The following is a 15,282-nucleotide window of genomic DNA, read 5'->3' on the forward strand; positions in this document are numbered from 1 at the left end:
AGGAGACGTTCATGGCGACCAGCACTGCCGCACGCAAGATCGACGATGGCCCATACCCGCAGCTCGATGCCGTCGTGGCTGAGGTGATCAAGGCCAATGCCGACCGCAACGACCGCGAGGGCCGCTTCCCGCGCGAGAACCTGCTGGCCCTGGCCGAAGCTGGCTGGACCGGCGTGCTGAACGAGCCGCGCTTCGGCGGGCTCGGGCTTGGTCATGTCGACTTTGCCGAGGCCGCCTACCGCATCGGCCAGGCCGACGCCTCGACCGGGCTCGTCTATGTCATGCATGTCGGCGCGGCGCAGACCATCAATCTGTTCGGCACCGACGATTAGAAGGAGCGCTGGCTGAAGGCGGACCATGGCCGGCTGCTCGGGACCTATTCGACCAGCGAGCGCGCCACCGGCGGGCACTGGTGGTACAATCTGTCGGAAGCCTCGCGCGACGGCGAGGACTACCGGCTCAATGCCGACAAGTCGTTCACGACCAGCTCGGGCCAGGCCGATTTCTACGTCGCGCAGACCCGCACGCCCGGCGCCAAGGACCAGGCCGACATCATCTTCTTCATCGTCGACGGCAAGGCCGAGGGCATCGAATCCAAGCCCTGGGAGGCGCTCGGCGTGCGCGCCAACCATTCCGGCGGCATCAGCTACAAGAACGTGCACGTGCCCAGGCGCGACCGGCTCGGCGCCGAAGGGCAGGGCAAGGAGATCATCTATGACGGCGTCTCGCCGGTCTACCTGATCGGCCTTGGCGCGGTCTGGGAGGGGCTGGCGCGCGGCGTGCTCAATGCGGCGGTCGCCCATACCACCGGCTTCGTGCACAAGGACCGCAACAAGAGCCGTCGGACTATCAGGCGATCCGGCAGGAGCTCGGCGCCGCCAAGGTGCTGGTTGAGAGCCTGCGCCCCTGGCGCATCGAGCTGGCGCACAAGCTCGACGAGCTCTGGCGCGCCGGTAAGCCGCAGAGCGAGATCCTGATTCCGCTGACCGAGTTCAAGGTGCATGCGGCGGAGGTCGCCAACAAGGTGGCGTCCACGGCGCTGACGGTGACCGGCGGCTACGGCTACCACCGCGGCCCGATCGAACGCGCCTTCCGCGACGCCCGCGCGGCGATCGCGATGGGGCCGTCGAACATCATCGCACGGGAATGGATCGGCAAGGCCCAGGTCGGGCTGCCGCTCGAGCTGTTCTACGAAGGCGGGGAGTGACGTTCTGCTGCGGCGCGGCCGCAGCGATCGTTAGTCGGCCATTTCGGCAGCCACGAGCGCGATCTCCTCGTGCTCGTGGTTCTTGTCGAGGTCCTCGGCCGGGACCGCATTGGCGGTCTCGGCGGTCTCGAAATCGTCCTCGGCGATCTCCTGCACCTCGGCTGTTGCCATCTCGGCCTGCTCGGCTTCGAGCGCGGCCGCGACCACGGCCTCCGGAGCGGCGTCGTCATTGGCCGGCTCGGCGAACAGGTTCGGTCCGGGGATCGTGGTCGGCACGACCGGCCGCGACTTCGCCTTGTACCAGGATGCAAACTTCTGCGTGAGGGTGGCTTCGAATTCGGCGAGCGGCAGCGTGTTGCCGTCCTCGTCGGTGATCTCGACTTTCCAGCCCTCGGCCTCCATCACCTGCGCATTGGCGATCACGATCAGCGCGCTTTCACGCTGCTTGCGGATCTTCTGCGACTCCCGCTCGGCGATCATCGTGTACGCCATGATCTCGACTCCCACCATCGACTCCGGGTGCGATGGCCCGAAGCACCATCGGTTCGTCGTCACTACGCCGCGAGAGTGTGGGCGCGCCTGGGCCAGATTGCGTTCGCCTAATGACAATTTGGCGGCGTCTCACAGGTTCCGGAGCCTGCCATGGAGTCGCAGATGCAACAGCCGGCAAAATAGTGGTGCAGTGAGACGACCGCTTGTTGAAGGCGCGCGGGCCTGTGTCATCATCGATTCTGCGGCGGCAACTGCTTCGCGGCAGCGCGAAATGCAGCGGGTGAACCGGACAATCAGCGGGCGAATTGGGGACCTTGATGCGAACTCATCTGTTCAGGATGCGGACCTTGAATGTGGCGATGGCGGGGCTCGCATTGGCGATGGTCGCCAGCCCCCGCGCGGGCCATGCCTTCACGGAGGACGACCAGCGGCGGCTGTGTACCGGCGACGTGTTTCGGCTGTGCTCGTCGGAGATTCCCGATCGCGACCGCATCATCGCCTGCATGGTCAAGCAGCGCGCCAGCCTCAGCGACGGCTGCCGCAGCGTGTTCGGCCGGCCGAGCGAGCGCTCGGCCTCGGCGACCGTGACGCGCTGACGCTGCCACGCCCCGAGCGTTCTCGACGACGCGCCGCCGGTCGGCACCAGCACCGACCCGCGGCGCCATGCCGATCTCTTCGATGACATCGCGGGCATGGTAGACTGGCACGGATCATTCGGCCAGGAGTTGACCCGCCATGAGCAATCGCATCCTCGTCCTCTACGGCTCCTACCGCTCCGACCGGATGGGTATCCGGCTCGCCCAGTTCGTCGTCGACGGATTGCGCGACAAGGGCCAGGATGTCGAACTGATCGACGCCAAGACGGTCGGGCTGCCGATGCTCGACCGCATGTACAAGGAATACAGACCTGGCGAGGCGCCGGCCGCGATGGCCGAGCTCGCGGCCAAGATCCGCGCCGCCGACGGCTTCGTGTTCGTCACAGGCGAATATAATTGGGGCGTGCAGCCCGGGCTGAAGAACCTCACCGATCATTTCCTGGAGGAGTGGTTCTGGCGCCCGGCGGCGATCGTGAGCTATTCGGCCGGCCGGCTGTCGGGCGCGCGCGCCGCGACCGCCTGGCACGGCACCTTGTCGGAGATGGGCATGGTGGTGGTGTCGAGCACGCTCGCGGTCGGTCCGATCGGGCAGGCGCTGTCGGCCGACGGCAAGCCCACCGGCGATGCCGGCGACGCGCTTGCGCGCGCGTTCCCGCGCTTCGCCGATGATCTGTTGTGGTGGACCGAGGCTGGCCGGGAGCAGAGGGCGCGCAAGGCGCCGCCTTACTAGGACCTCGTCCGGCGAGGAAGAGCCGGAGCACGCGAGAGCTCCGGCTGAATGGTTCAGCGCGCGGCGTTGCTCGGCGTGTTGGTGACCGACTGCTGCCGCCGCGGCGTGGCGGCCGCCGCGCCCTGACCGAGGCAGGGCAGCTCCTTCCAGGTCCCGTCGGGATCCTGTTGATAGGCCCGGCACGGGGACGACGAGGCGGCCTGCTCGTCCGGCTTGGATGTCTGAGAATTCTTCGCCAGTGCGGGCGCTGCCGTCGCGATCAGGGCAGCCAGCGAACCGACGAAGATCACCCGGGTGATCCGCATGTGGGGTTCTCCTGCTCGTAGCACGCTCCGATTCAAAGCCGGATTGTGGAAACTTTGAGGCAAATTGTCTGGGTTGCGAGCTCACCCTTAACGAACGATTGTCGCTGGGCTCGGCGCGTTGACGGGTTCACGCGGGACGGTTGCAGTCGCCCCGAGTGTGGCAGGATGAGGGCTGGCGCCGGGCAGCTGCAGCGGCTAAGAGCGACCTCACGCGCGCAAGCGCCCTCATGGCCTGATGCAGCGTGTCCGGGCGAAATCGCTGCCTCCGGCAACGGACGCCGCCACAGTGGCCGGCGCTCCGACATCAGCCGCGCAACGGACGAATCGTCGCGGCTCGCCATTCCGGCGGGCGAGGGCAGGGGATCGCGCAGGCGGACACTGTGCGAGCATGACGCGACCTCGATTGCCCTCTCTCATCGCGCTGCGCGCCTTCGAGGCCGTCGGGCGCCGGGGCAGCGTTCGCGCCGCAGGCGACGAACTCGCCGTCAGCCATACCGTCGTCTCCCGTCATCTGCAGAACCTGCAGCGCAGCCTCGGCGTCGCCTTGGTCCGCGCCGAGGGGCGGGGCCTTGCGCTGACCGAGGCCGGCCGGCAGTTCCATGCCGAGGTCACCCAGGCCTTCGACATCATCGCCCGGGCGACGACCGCGGTTCGGCCCGCGGCACGGCCAACGTTGAACATCTGGTGCATCCCCGGCCTCGCCAACCGCCGCCTGCTGGCGCGGCTGCCCGAGCTGACCGGCCCGCCGCGCAACTGGGACATCAACCTGCAACCGACCTTGTCGCATCCAGACCTGGCGCGCGGCGAGGCCGATGCCGAGATCGTCTATGCCGAGGATCTGGAGCGGGTCAGCGGCACGCTGGCCGAGGAGCTGGTGCGGCCGCGGGTGTTTCCGGTGGCGAGCCCGGCCTATCTGGCGCGCTTCCCGGAGATCGCCACCTTCGCCGGCCTCGCCCGCGCGTCGCTGATCCACGAGGAATCGACGGCGCAATGGGAGCGCTGGTTCGCACTGGCCGGCCATCACGACCCCGTCATCCTGCGTGGCCAAAGGCTGTGGCACGCGCATCTCGCCATCGAGGCGGCGCGCTTCGGGCAGGGCGTCGCGCTCGCCAACGAGGTGCTGGTCGCGGACGACATGCGCAGCGGCGCGCTGGTCGAGGTGATGCCGTCGTCCGTGCAGATGGGCGCCTATCGACTCGTGGCGCTCAAGGAGCGCTGGGACGAGCCGGCGATCGTTGCGCTGCGTGCCTGGCTGAAGAAGGTGCTGGCGGAGTAGGCGCCGCATCCCGCCGTCTGGTGCCTTCAAGTCACCCGTCGTGTGGAACAAGCTGATTGATCGCGCCCGCCCTCGGCCTAGCCTCTTGCTCAGTTGTCCGATGAAGGAGCTGAGCCATGGCCGTCGATCAGGCTGTCAATCCTGCCGCAAACCAGCAATTGCTGGCACGTCGACACGAGGCCGTCGTTCGCGGCGTGAGCTACGCGACGCCGCTGTTTGCCGACCGGGCCCTCAACAGCGAGGTGTGGGACGTCGAGGGCAAGCGCTATGTCGACTTCGCCGGCGGCATCGCGGTGCTCAACACCGGCCATTGCCATCCGCATGTCGTAGCCGCGATCCGCGCCCAGCTCGACCGTTTCACCCACACCTGCTTTCAGGTGCTGCAATACGAGCCTTACGTTCGGCTCTCCGAGCGGCTGAATGCGCTGGCGCCGGTCGCAGGTCCCGCCAAGTCGATCCTGCTGACCACCGGCGCGGAGGCCACCGAGAACGCCATCAAGATCGCACGCGCCGCCACGGGGCGCAGCGGCATCATCGCGTTCACCGGCGCCTTCCATGGCCGCACCGCGCTCGCCAATGCGATGACCGGCAAGGTGATGCCCTACAAGAGGCCGTTCGGCCCGCCGTTGCCCGGCATCTGGCACGCGCCATTCCCGGTCGCCGGCAGCAACGTCTCGGTCGAGGACACGCTCTCCTACATCAACTTCATCTTCAAGGCCGACATCGACGCCTCGCAGGTGGCGGCCATCATCATCGAGCCGGTCCAGGGCGAAGGCGGCTTCCATCAGGCGCCGCCGGACCTGATGCGCGGCCTGCGCCGGATCTGCGATGCCAATGGCATCGTGCTGATCGCCGACGAGGTGCAGACCGGATTCGGCCGCACCGGCAAGATGTTTGCGATGGAGCATTACGACGTGCAGCCCGACCTGATCTGCGTCGCCAAGAGCCTCGCCGGCGGCATGCCGCTGTCGGGCGTGATCGGCCGCTCGGCGATCATGGACGCGGCGGAGCCGGGCGGGCTCGGCGGCACCTATGGCGGCAATCCGCTGGCCTGCGCGGCCGCGCTCGCCGTGCTCGACGTCTTCGAGCAGGAGAAGCTGGTGGAGCGCGCCAACACAATCGGCGACCGGCTGCGCGCCGCGATCACGCGCTTTTCCCGCGCCAACAATCTGGTTCCGGTTTCCGGGCCCCGCGGTCCTGGCGCGATGGTTGCATTCGACATCCTCAAGCAGCGCGGCAGCGATGAGCCGGACCCGGAGATGACCAAGCGTGTGACCCGCGTGGCGCATGAGAATGGTCTGATCCTGTTGTCGTGCGGCGTAACCGCGAGCACCATCCGGATTCTGGTGCCGCTGACCGCGTCGAACGAGATCGTGGACGAAGGGCTCGCGATCCTGGAGAAGTGTCTGGCCGCCTGAGGCGGTCGAGATCGAATGCTGGAGGCTGGAGAGTGACTGAAACTGTGGCGGCCGTGCCCAACGATGTGATGGAGCGGCTCGCCGCCGCCGTGGATGCCAACTTCAAGACGCAGGTCGCCTTCCTGCAGCAGCTCGTGCAGTTCCGCAGCCTGCGCGGCGAGGAAGCGCCGGTGCAGGACTGGCTGGCGACTGAGTTCGAGGCGCGCGGCTACACGGTCGACCGCTTCAGTCTCGCCGACGTCGACCTGATGCGCCATCCGAAGGCAGCGCCGATGGACACGATCGCGCTCGGCGGCTCGAAACAGGTGGTGGCGACGCTCGACGGCGCGGGCAAGGGGCGCAGCCTGATCCTGCAGGGGCACATCGATGTCGTGCCGGAAGGCCCGACCGATCTCTGGAGCGATGCGCCTTATGAGGCGGTCGTACGCGAAGGCTGGATGATCGGCCGCGGCGCGCAGGACATGAAGGCTGGCGTCTCCGCCATGATCTTCGCGCTGGACGCGATCAAGGCCGCCGGCTTCGTGCCCGATGGGCGTATTCATGTGGAGACGGTGACCGAGGAGGAGAGCACCGGCAACGGCGCGCTCTCGACTCTATTGCGCGGCTATACGGCTGATGCGTGCCTCATTCCCGAGCCAACGGGCCATACGCTGACCCGCGCCCAGGTCGGCGCGATCTGGTTCCGGCTGCGCGTGCGCGGCACGCCGGTGCATGTCGCCTATGCCGAGACCGGCACCAACGCCATCCTCTCGGCCATGCATCTGATCCGCAGCTTTCAGGAGCATACCGACGAAATCAACGCGCGCGCCACGTCGAACGCCTGGTTTGCCGAGGTGAAGAACCCGATCAAGTTCAACGTCGGCATCATCAAGGGCGGGGATTGGGCAAGCTCGACGCCGGCCTGGTGCGATCTCGATTGCCGGATCGGCGTGCTGCCGGGGGAGACGCCGGCAGAGGCAATGGCCGGCATCGAGCAGTGTCTCGCCAAGGCACAGGCGACGGATAGTTTCCTGTCCGAAAATCCGGTCGAGCTGGTGTGGAGCGGTTTCCAGGCCGATCCCGCGGTATGCGAGCCGGGCAGTGCGGCGGAAGCTGCGCTCGCCGACGTGCATGCGCGCGTGTTCGAAAAGCCGCTGGAAATGCGGCTCTCCACGGCCGTCAACGATACGCGTTACTACGCGGTCGACTACGGCATTCCGGCGCTGTGCTACGGTCCCTATGGAATCGGGCCGCACGCGTTCGATGAGCGCGTCGATCTCGACAGCGTGCGCAAGACAACGCTGTCGATCGCGATGTTCGTCGCGCAATGGTGCGGGCTGCGCAAGGCATGATCCAAGGTCAGATGCAAGGCGTGATCAGCGTTGCGCTCCTCAGCCGTCCCGGGCTGATGGATTCGATGAAGGCGCTGCTCGCGCGCGAACTGCCTGGCGTGACCGTTTCGTCCTGGCCGGAGGCCGCCGCGCGTGACGCGGAGCTTGCGGTGTGCTGGAAGCCGGAGCCCGGCGCGCTGGCGGCGATGCCGAAGCTGAAGCTCATTCATGCGATCGCAGCCGGCGTCGACAACATCCTGTCTGATCCAACCGTGCCCGATGTGCCGCTGTGCCGGATCGTCGACCCCGGCATCACCGCGGCCATGACCGAGTTCGTGCTGTGGGGCGCGCTGTATTTCCACCGCGATTTCGACCGGGTCATCAGCAATGCGCGTGAGGGCCGCTGGCAGCGCTATGACCAGCGCGCGGCAAAGGACGTGAGGGTCGGCATTCTCGGACTTGGCGAGCTCGGCACCGACGCCGCGCGCCGTCTCGCGGAGCTTGGCTTCACGGTGAGCGCCTGGTCGCGCTCGCCGAAGCAGTTCGCTGGCGTAAGGACGTTCAGCGGCGCAGCTGCGCTCGACGCATTCCTGAGCGAGACCGATATTCTTGTCTCGCTGCTGCCGCTGACGCCCTCGACCTTGGGGCTTCTGAATACGGCCCGGCTGAGCCGCCTGCCCAAGGGCGCCGCGCTGATCCTGTGCAGCCGCGGCGAGCACGTCGTGATGGATGATCTGGTCGCACTGCTTCGCAGCGGCCATTTGCGCGGCGCCGTGCTCGACGTGTTCGAGCGGGAGCCGCTGCCAGCGGAGCATCCGCTGTGGCGTGAGCCCGGCGTGCTCGTGACGCCGCACATGGCGGCGATCGCATCCTGGGAGGCCATCACGCTGCAGGTCGCCGAGAACGCGCGGCGGCTGCTGAGCGGCCAGCCGCTGTTGAACGTGGTCGACCGCGCCCGCGGCTACTGAGAGCCGAGCGCGGTCTCACTCGAGCGTCTGGACCGGAGGAGCGACCGGGCCCCGCGGTGTCGGCCGAGCCGCGGTGGCGGTCCTGGGCTGGGAAGGCGCAATGCGCGACGGTGCTTGGGGCGGCTGCGTCTGGTCGATCATCGCGGCCTGGCTGTCGCGCGCGGGGCGCCGGACCTGCTGTGAACGCGCTGTACGCGAGCGGCGGAAGCCCCAGGAGCGCGCGATGGACGGACCCGCGGTGTAGCCGACGACCGCGCCCGCGACAGCGCCGACGGGGCCGAACACGACCGCGCCCGAGAGCGCCCCCAGCGCAGCGTCGCCGCCGCGATGTTCGTCAGCCTGCGCATGCGATGACATCACACCCGATGTCACCAGCGCGACAGCAAGCGCCGATATGGCCAACATTCTGGTCATGCAGTGTCCCCTCCGTCTCACCGCTGCCGAAATGACCGACAAATGTGGCGAGAAGAATGCGGGCGGCGACGACAAGGGTGTGCCGCGATGCCGCGCGCGAGAACGCTGCGTCAGCCCTGAGTGACTCGGCGGGATCCGTACTTGGCGCGCCATTTCGGTCCGGGCCCGCGCATGTAGTAGCGCTCGGGGCGATAGGGATCGCTGACCAGCGCGAGGAAGCTCTTCCAGCGATTGCGCAGGGCAGCCAGACGGCGGGTTCCGGAAGCGAACATCGTCAGCCTCGACCTTAGTGCATGGGGCCGAGGACGGACGAGAACGGCACGGCGAAGATCTCCTCGTCGAGATCGTCGGCGACATGCAGGACCCAGTCGCGCCAGTCCTCCTCGGTCTCGGCCGAGATCAGCGCATGCATCACGCGCGTCGCGTGATCGCGGGCTTCTGAGAGATCGCAGACGGAGGTTCCACGCCGATCGATCAGGATCTCGTCGTCGTTGGAGCAATGAAAGAAGACCTGCGTCATGCAACGCTCCTCAGCCACCATCGAAGAATCTGGCACACCAGTAACAGCGCAGGCGACCGCGTGGAATTGCGATTGAGCACGTAAGGTAAATTACGGGCGCAGTGTGGCCTTTTGGAACCGCATCCGCCGTGACCGCAATCACACAGCAGGAACGATTTTGGAACTCATTATCGCCGCGGTGGTTAAGGGCGGATTCCAGTGCGGCAGGAGCACCACGCATGATGTCGGAAATCCAGATTCATGCCGTTGCGCGCCAGATGCTCGAGATGCACGGAGCCGCGGCCATCGCCAAGGCCGCGCAGAAGGCGCAGCAATGCGAGACGGGTGGTGAGATCGATGAGGCGCGCGAATGGCGTCACATCGCGGAGGCGATGAAGATCATGCGCGGACCGCATCAAAGCTGATCATAAGTTCTTTTTTTCGGAATTCCTGGTTGGCCGCGGCCCGTGCCGGCACGACTCTGCATCGCGTGCTCAGCGCCAGTTCGGCAGCGTCAAGAGGGCGTCGCCGCATTCTCATCCTGGTTTCCGACCCAATTTGCCCGCAAGATTCGGGCAATGATTCGGCAGCGGATTCGCCGTTGACCAACGTCGTCGGCGCGACCGCCGTCCAGGGATATTGCCATGGTCTTTTTCAAGCGTGAGCTGAGCCCGGTCGAAATCTTCGAGCGCGCGCTGAAGGACAAACAAGCCACGCGGCAGCGACTGGCGGAGCGCCTCCGTGTCGCGGAGCTGGCCTTCGAGGAGAAGCGGATCGCGGCCGAGCGGCTCGCCAAGGCGGGTGCCAGCAACGGCCAGCTCGACCGCGCCGAATCGAAGATGCAGGTGGTGGAGCAGAAGGCCAAGGCGCTGCGCGCCGCGGTCGGCGAATGCGACGAGCAGATCATCCTGGCGGAACGCGCGCTTGCCGAAGCCATCGCGCAGCGCGACCGCGATCGCGCCGCCAATGAGATCGAGGCGGTGGCCTCGGCGATCGAGCAGGCCGTTCCGCGTTTCGAGATCGGCGCGGCTGCGCTGGTGGACGCGGTCACGCGTGGCCGCGCGGCGCTGACCGAAGCCAGCCGTTTCGCCGCCGATGTCGATGATATCCGGCGCGAGGTGCTGTCCGCCGCCGAGCTGATCTGCTGGGAGCTGCGCGCCGCCGCGACGCGCACCCGCGCCGGCAACATCAACGTGGCTCTGCTGAGCGCGCCGGAACTCAGGCAGCTGCCGCCTCCCGAGACCGACCGTCAGATGATCTACACGCTCAACCCGCTGACCTGGCGCGAGGGCGAGGCGGTGAAGCGCGTCGCGGCTTTCACGATGACGGCGCTGCCCAAGGCGCTGCTGCCGCTCGCGCTGGCTCACCAGCATGTCGATTATCTCAACGCGCGGCGCGTGCAGACGCTGATGCATGTTCATGGCAGCGGTCCGCAGCAGAGCGAGCCCTTGGCGGACGACCCGGCGCTGATCGATCTCGATGCGCTGGGCGCGCCGGCCGAGGAGACACAGCGGGCCGATGTCGCCTGACAGGGGCGGGCGGGCTGACGCGCATCCGCGCTGCCGGGTGCGGGCCGCGCGACTCGGATGCGCGCTGATGCTCCTGCTCACGGGCGCCGGCGGCGCGGCTGCGGAAAACCTCGACGCCGGAAAATCGGGTGCTCGGCTGTTTGCCGACAGTTGCACCACCTGTCACCGGTCGGCGCGCGGCCTCGCCAAGGGGCGCTTCCGCCTGACGCTCTATCTGTTCCTGCAGCAGCACTACACGAGCAGCGCGGACTCGGCGTCGGCGCTGAGCACCTACCTGCAGTCGGTCGATACACCGGCAGGCGTGGGCGGACGCAAGGTCGACGGGGCGCGTCGATCGCAACGGATTGAGCCGCGGCCGCCGCGCCCGCCGCTTCCCGTCCGAGGGCGATAGAGCGCGTCCAGACCGCCGATCGCAGGGCAGCCTCGTATCGCGGCCGCATGATCGAAGCGCAGCCGACATGTGTGACGAGCTGTGTGATGGCCGCCGCGCCGTCCGCAGTTTACCGGGCGTCCATATCCGGCAGTGGCCGTCCCCTGCAACCTGCGCTATGCTGCATGACAGAGGTGGTCTGTCCGCCGGTCGGACTCGATCGCTCACGTCGACCTCGAGCCTATCCTAAGCGGTGCCTGTCCTACGCGGTTCCTTCCAACGATCTCTCTTCCTGATCTGTGTTTGCCTGCTCGTGATTTTTAGCATTGTGTCTTGAGCTGTCTGAGGCGGGGCGGCAGCATGATGACCTTACCAGAACTCGCTGCAGCGGCGTTGGAACGTTTCCTCAGCTCCTACATGCGCCGGCGGTTCGGATCGTCCCATACGCAGCTGTCGGAGATGCTCCCGGCAGCTGCGCGCGTCGCGCTCGAATGCATCGGCAACAGCGACGCCCTGTATCACAATGTCGAGCATACATTGCTCGTCACACTTGCGGGTCATGAAATACTTCGCGGTCGCGCGCTGCACAGCCACATCACGGCGGAGGATTACGTCCATGTGATCATGGCCTGTCTGCTGCATGACATCGGCTATGTCAGGGGACTGTTCAAGGAGGACGACAGCGACGGTTTCGTCATCGATGGCAGCGGCCGCAAGGTTTGCCTGCCGCGCGGCTCCTCGGATGCGAGCCTCATGCAGTATCACGTCGATCGCTCCAAGCTGTATGTCATCAATCGCATCGAGGGCATGGCGCCGCTCGACAAGGACCGCATCGCCCGGGCGATCGAGGGCACGCGCTTTCCGCCGCTTGCCGGCCAGCAGTTCGACGAGGAGCAGTCGATCGTGCGCGCCGCCGATCTGATCGGACAGCTCGGCGATCCCAACTACATCCGCAAGGCGAACGCGCTGTATCACGAGTTCGAGGAGGTCGGCATCAACCGGCAGCTCGGCTACGAATCGCCGGCCGACATCGTCAACCGTTATCCGCAGTTCTATTGGAATAGCGTCGCGCCGCATATCCAGACCGAGATCCGCTATCTCAACATGACCTCGACGGGGCGGCAGTGGATTGCGAATCTCTATGCAAACGTCTTTCGCGCCGAACGCGACATCTCGTTGTCGGGGCCGCAGAGCTAGCGCCGCCCGCCGACCTCGTCGATATGCGCCAGCAGATCGGCCGGATCCTCATAGACACGAATGGCGCCGGACTGGCGCAGCTCCTCCGAGCCATAGCCGCCGCTCAACAGGCCGACGCCGAGCGCGCGGCAGCGCGTGGCTGCGAGCATGTCCCAGATGCTGTCGCCGACCACGACCGTCCGCTCGATCGGCACGTCCAGGCGCGCAGCGGCGGCCAGGAACAGGTCGGGATCAGGCTTGGCATAACGGACCTCGTCGCGGGTCACGACCGGGCTCTGCTTGGGATCGACGCCGAGAGCAGCGAGATTCACGGCGGCGGTCTCCATCCGACCGCTGGTTGCGATCGCCCAGGGGATGCCGGACTCGGTGAGGAAGGCGAGCAGTTCGCGAGCGCCGGGCAAGGGCCGGACCTGTCGTCCGAGATCCTGATAGGCCGCGGCGTGCGCCTGCCGGAGCCGGTCGACCCGGTCGGGGTCCATCGCAAAGCCCGTCTCGCGCAGCAGCTGGTTGGTGAACAGCCCGCCGCTCATGCCGATTTTGCGATGGATGCGCCAGACCGACAGCTCGATGCTTTCAGCATCGAGCGCGGTCTTCCACGCCAGCACATGCTGATAGACGCTGTCGACCAGCGTGCCGTCGAGGTCGAACAGAAAGGCGGTCTCGATGCGCATGGTTCAGCTCCGCGGTAATGACACGAAGCCAAGCGGCCATGATGCCCGGAGTTCCATTGCCGATCGTGTTGCGCCCGCTGGAGCCCGCTTTGCAAGCCGATTTGGCGCCGGCGGTCACGCTGGACGCGGCCGCCGGTCAGCTCTGCCTCGGCTTGAGTGCTTCGAGACCTCAGCCTTTGGAACTTCAGCCTTTGGGACGGATGAAGCCGGCGAGCGTCTTCTTGTGCTCCTCGCACCAGTTGGTCATGCCGAGTCGACGCTGATCCATGTCGATCGCCTGGGTGGCAACCGCGACCTCGGCCATTAGATCATCGTCCTGCTTCTGGCCCATCTTGCCGCCGGTGTGCATGTAGGCGATCGCCTGGCGCACCTTCTCCGTGGTGCCGTCAGGCATCTGCATGTCCTGCGCCTTCTTGACCAGGTCCTGATAGACGACATCGATCCCGGGGCATTCGACCTTGGTGGCAAAGGCCTCCAGCACCATGGTCGTATAGACGTGGCGCGGTTCGGCGCTGACCGGCGCAACGGCGGCGGCCGTCAGCACGGCCGCAATGGTCAATCTCAAACCCATACGCAAGTCCACCTCCCGATTGTTTTCGGGAAGGCTAGCGTCTGACTGCAGCGCGATCAACAATGAGGGCAATGCAACACGCCGCGATTTGATCGCGTCGCGGGTCCGGCTATTTGCTCAGCCGGCGCTCCTGCTCCTTGAGCAGCGCATCGAGCTCTTCGCTCTGCTGGGCAAGGCGGTCGGCATTGCGTTCCTCGTCGGCGGCGCCGGATTGCGAGGCGGCCTGCTCGGTGATCTGGCGGATGTTGTCGCGCAGGATCGCGATGCGGTCGGCGAGCTCGGCGGCGGACAGGCTGGTCGGATCGGTCAGGCTCATGAACCCCTCGCACAGGCACTTGATCAGGCGCAGTTCCTTAGCTCGGAAAGCTGCGCCGGGACAAGTGGAGCGAGGGCTTCGTCAATCAGCCCGGGGCGCGCGGATGCGCAGCGCCTCGGCGTCTGCTGACGCGCTCAGCGCACCGGCATCGGCGGCCGTACGACCGGCTGGTCCGGGTCGGCGGCTGGCGCGGACGGCAGCGCCATTGGCGCCGGGGGCGGTGGCACCATCGCGGTCGTTGCCGGTGCCGGTGGGCGTGGACGGTGCGGCACCGCCGCCGCCGGCTGCGTGGGCGCCACTGCGACCGTCGCGGGACGCGGCGGTGCGGGACGCGGCCTGATCGTCTGCCCGATCGCCTGCGGATCGAACGGCCGCGCCTCGGCCGTACGTTCGGTCGGCCTTTCGCTCGGCTTGGCTTCCGCCACACGCGCCATCTCGCGCGACATCTGCTCCTGGCCCGACTTCAGCTGAGCAAGGCTCGTCTTCAACTCGGTGATCTGCTGGTTCAGCGCGGCGAGGTCGTGGGCCATCGATTGCAGCAGCTGCGCCTGCTCCTGCAAGGCGGTCGCACCGATTGCGCCGGTCGCCGGCTCCTGCGCCGGCGCGGCTGCCGCAGCGGCCGTCTCTTGATTCGAGACGCTGGCCGATGGCTGCGCGGTGTCTCTGTCGGCATTCGACGCCAGCGAAATCCGCGGCATCCAACGCGCGATAACCTCCTGCGCCTGATCGCCATAACTCTGCCAGGCGGCAGCGGCCACCGCGCTGCCGACCGCGAACAGGACCGCGAGGACGGTGCGCACCACCCAGGTGCCGATCGTGGTCCGCCTTTCCTCAATGGCAGCGATGCCCGCGCCGGCGGTCGCCTGGGTTCGGAACTCCGGATCGATCTTCGCGTCGATTCTGGGATCGATCTTGGGCGAGGGGATTTCGGGCGGCCGCTGCGGGCTGCGCCGATCGGCATCGGAACCCGGCCGGTCGGCACGGGCGGCCAGCACGACCTCCGGGTCGATCACGGAATGGGGCTGCTGATCGCCGTCTTTCGTCGTCGTCGTTGCAAGCATTGACGCTCCGTCCTCCGTTGTCGTCCACCTCTCCGGCGGCGCTCGGCTCTGTCTCGATGTCTCCTACCTACGCGTCGTCGTACACAAATCGTACCAACGTCCCGCAGCGGAAGCCCGTCGAGGCAGCAGCGTCTCTGGCACTCACGCGGCGGTCAGAACCGCCGACAGCTGACGTCTTGAGGCCGCTCCTGTACAGAACCTGGATACCGGTAGTCCCGCGTGCTCATACGTTACGTATGTGCACGATGTTGGTCGTGAACGGTTCTTTCTTGAACTATTTTTGGCCTCGACCGCGCTGCTGAGGAACGTCCCATCATCGTTCCGTGGCGCCGCGACTTGGCGATTCCTTTGC

Annotated in this window: 22 protein-coding genes; 13 read left to right on the forward strand and 9 right to left on the reverse strand. The window is 66.9% G+C overall.

The features are described 5' to 3' along the window. Positions 1 to 11: 11 nt before the first annotated feature. The 3 genes from BRADO_RS35765 (at position 12) to BRADO_RS35775 (ending at position 1,207) form a co-directional block, all read left to right on the forward strand. A complete protein-coding gene (locus BRADO_RS35765) occupies positions 12 to 332 on the forward strand; it encodes an acyl-CoA dehydrogenase family protein (RefSeq protein ID WP_244423048.1) in 321 nt (106 codons plus the stop codon). A 90-nt stretch (positions 333 to 422) separates the two neighbouring features. Further along, entirely contained in the window at positions 423 to 977 is a 555-nt protein-coding gene (locus BRADO_RS35770; protein WP_244423068.1) for an acyl-CoA dehydrogenase family protein, read from the forward strand. Beyond that, a complete protein-coding gene (locus BRADO_RS35775; RefSeq protein WP_244423049.1) occupies positions 884 to 1,207 on the forward strand; it encodes an acyl-CoA dehydrogenase family protein in 324 nt (107 codons plus the stop codon). The genes BRADO_RS35770 and BRADO_RS35775 overlap by 94 nt, the downstream gene beginning before the upstream one ends. Before the next feature lie 30 nt (positions 1,208 to 1,237). Here BRADO_RS35775 and BRADO_RS15945 read toward each other — a convergent pair whose 3' ends face one another. After that, positions 1,238 to 1,699: a hypothetical protein gene (locus BRADO_RS15945; protein ID WP_011926353.1), complete on the reverse strand. Its 462-nt coding sequence runs from the start codon at positions 1,697 to 1,699 to the stop codon at positions 1,238 to 1,240. 317 nt (positions 1,700 to 2,016) lie between these two features. Here BRADO_RS15945 and BRADO_RS15950 point away from each other — a divergent pair, with 317 nt between their 5' ends. Then, on the forward strand, positions 2,017 to 2,295 hold the full coding sequence (locus tag BRADO_RS15950) for a hypothetical protein (RefSeq protein WP_011926354.1): 279 nt from the start codon (positions 2,017 to 2,019) through the stop codon (positions 2,293 to 2,295). Positions 2,296 to 2,434: 139 nt separating this feature from the next. Beyond that, positions 2,435 to 3,025, forward strand: coding sequence for an NADPH-dependent FMN reductase (locus BRADO_RS15955; protein ID WP_011926355.1), 591 nt, complete (start codon positions 2,435 to 2,437; stop codon positions 3,023 to 3,025). A 53-nt stretch (positions 3,026 to 3,078) separates the two neighbouring features. Here the strand turns inward: BRADO_RS15955 and BRADO_RS15960 are convergent, their stop codons facing one another. After that, complete coding sequence (locus tag BRADO_RS15960) at positions 3,079 to 3,330, reverse strand: hypothetical protein (RefSeq protein ID WP_011926356.1); 252 nt, start codon at positions 3,328 to 3,330, stop codon at positions 3,079 to 3,081. Between the two features lie 388 nt (positions 3,331 to 3,718). Between BRADO_RS15960 and BRADO_RS15965 the strand changes: the two genes are divergently transcribed. The 4 genes from BRADO_RS15965 (at position 3,719) to BRADO_RS15980 (ending at position 8,302) form a co-directional block, all read left to right on the forward strand. After that, a complete protein-coding gene (locus BRADO_RS15965) occupies positions 3,719 to 4,606 on the forward strand; it encodes a LysR substrate-binding domain-containing protein (protein WP_011926357.1) in 888 nt (295 codons plus the stop codon). Positions 4,607 to 4,722: 116 nt separating this feature from the next. Next, complete coding sequence (gene gabT / locus BRADO_RS15970; protein ID WP_011926358.1) at positions 4,723 to 6,024, forward strand: 4-aminobutyrate--2-oxoglutarate transaminase; 1,302 nt, start codon at positions 4,723 to 4,725, stop codon at positions 6,022 to 6,024. Between the two features lie 32 nt (positions 6,025 to 6,056). After that, positions 6,057 to 7,355 carry an ArgE/DapE family deacylase gene (locus BRADO_RS15975; protein WP_011926359.1) on the forward strand — a complete coding sequence of 433 codons (1,299 nt, stop codon included), beginning with the start codon at positions 6,057 to 6,059 and terminating at the stop codon, positions 7,353 to 7,355. Then, positions 7,352 to 8,302 (forward strand): glyoxylate/hydroxypyruvate reductase A, encoded by a 951-nt coding sequence (locus BRADO_RS15980; RefSeq protein WP_011926360.1) that lies wholly within the window; start codon positions 7,352 to 7,354, stop codon positions 8,300 to 8,302. Before BRADO_RS15975 ends, BRADO_RS15980 begins: the two co-directional genes overlap by 4 nt. A 15-nt stretch (positions 8,303 to 8,317) precedes the next feature. Here BRADO_RS15980 and BRADO_RS15985 read toward each other — a convergent pair whose 3' ends face one another. The 3 genes from BRADO_RS15985 to BRADO_RS15990 all read right to left on the reverse strand — a co-directional run bounded on the left by BRADO_RS15985 (position 8,318) and on the right by BRADO_RS15990 (position 9,236). Next, positions 8,318 to 8,716 (reverse strand): hypothetical protein, encoded by a 399-nt coding sequence (locus tag BRADO_RS15985; protein WP_011926361.1) that lies wholly within the window; start codon positions 8,714 to 8,716, stop codon positions 8,318 to 8,320. A gap of 110 nt (positions 8,717 to 8,826) precedes the next feature. Continuing rightward, positions 8,827 to 8,988, reverse strand: coding sequence for a hypothetical protein (locus BRADO_RS35430; RefSeq protein ID WP_011926362.1), 162 nt, complete (start codon positions 8,986 to 8,988; stop codon positions 8,827 to 8,829). 14 nt (positions 8,989 to 9,002) lie between these two features. Next, entirely contained in the window at positions 9,003 to 9,236 is a 234-nt protein-coding gene (locus BRADO_RS15990) for a hypothetical protein (RefSeq protein WP_011926363.1), read from the reverse strand. A 221-nt stretch (positions 9,237 to 9,457) separates the two neighbouring features. On the opposite strand from BRADO_RS15990, the gene BRADO_RS15995 reads away from it, so the two are divergent. The 4 genes from BRADO_RS15995 (at position 9,458) to BRADO_RS16010 (ending at position 12,311) form a co-directional block, all read left to right on the forward strand. Beyond that, positions 9,458 to 9,640: a hypothetical protein gene (locus BRADO_RS15995; RefSeq protein ID WP_011926364.1), complete on the forward strand. Its 183-nt coding sequence runs from the start codon at positions 9,458 to 9,460 to the stop codon at positions 9,638 to 9,640. Between the two features lie 219 nt (positions 9,641 to 9,859). Then, the gene (locus tag BRADO_RS16000; RefSeq protein ID WP_011926365.1) at positions 9,860 to 10,744 is read left to right on the forward strand and encodes a hypothetical protein; all 885 of its coding nucleotides are present in this window, start codon (positions 9,860 to 9,862) and stop codon (positions 10,742 to 10,744) included. After that, a complete protein-coding gene (locus BRADO_RS16005) occupies positions 10,734 to 11,135 on the forward strand; it encodes a hypothetical protein (protein WP_011926366.1) in 402 nt (133 codons plus the stop codon). Before BRADO_RS16000 ends, BRADO_RS16005 begins: the two co-directional genes overlap by 11 nt. Positions 11,136 to 11,474: 339 nt before the next feature. Further along, the gene (locus tag BRADO_RS16010) at positions 11,475 to 12,311 is read left to right on the forward strand and encodes an HD domain-containing protein (RefSeq protein WP_011926367.1); all 837 of its coding nucleotides are present in this window, start codon (positions 11,475 to 11,477) and stop codon (positions 12,309 to 12,311) included. Here the strand turns inward: BRADO_RS16010 and BRADO_RS16015 are convergent. The 4 genes from BRADO_RS16015 to BRADO_RS16030 all read right to left on the reverse strand — a co-directional run bounded on the left by BRADO_RS16015 (position 12,308) and on the right by BRADO_RS16030 (position 14,930). Beyond that, positions 12,308 to 12,982: an HAD family hydrolase gene (locus tag BRADO_RS16015; protein ID WP_011926368.1), complete on the reverse strand. Its 675-nt coding sequence runs from the start codon at positions 12,980 to 12,982 to the stop codon at positions 12,308 to 12,310. The two genes, BRADO_RS16010 and BRADO_RS16015, sit on opposite strands and share 4 nt — an antisense overlap. 184 nt (positions 12,983 to 13,166) lie before the next feature. Then, on the reverse strand, positions 13,167 to 13,553 hold the full coding sequence (locus BRADO_RS16020; protein WP_011926369.1) for a hypothetical protein: 387 nt from the start codon (positions 13,551 to 13,553) through the stop codon (positions 13,167 to 13,169). Positions 13,554 to 13,662: 109 nt separating this feature from the next. Continuing rightward, positions 13,663 to 13,869 carry a hypothetical protein gene (locus BRADO_RS16025; protein WP_011926370.1) on the reverse strand — a complete coding sequence of 69 codons (207 nt, stop codon included), beginning with the start codon at positions 13,867 to 13,869 and terminating at the stop codon, positions 13,663 to 13,665. 134 nt (positions 13,870 to 14,003) lie between these two features. Then, positions 14,004 to 14,930, reverse strand: coding sequence for a hypothetical protein (locus BRADO_RS16030; RefSeq protein WP_011926371.1), 927 nt, complete (start codon positions 14,928 to 14,930; stop codon positions 14,004 to 14,006). Positions 14,931 to 15,282 lie beyond the last annotated feature (352 nt).

Origin of the sequence: Bradyrhizobium sp. ORS 278 (assembly GCF_000026145.1) — a bacterium.
Taxonomy (GTDB): Bacteria; Pseudomonadota; Alphaproteobacteria; order Rhizobiales; family Xanthobacteraceae; genus Bradyrhizobium.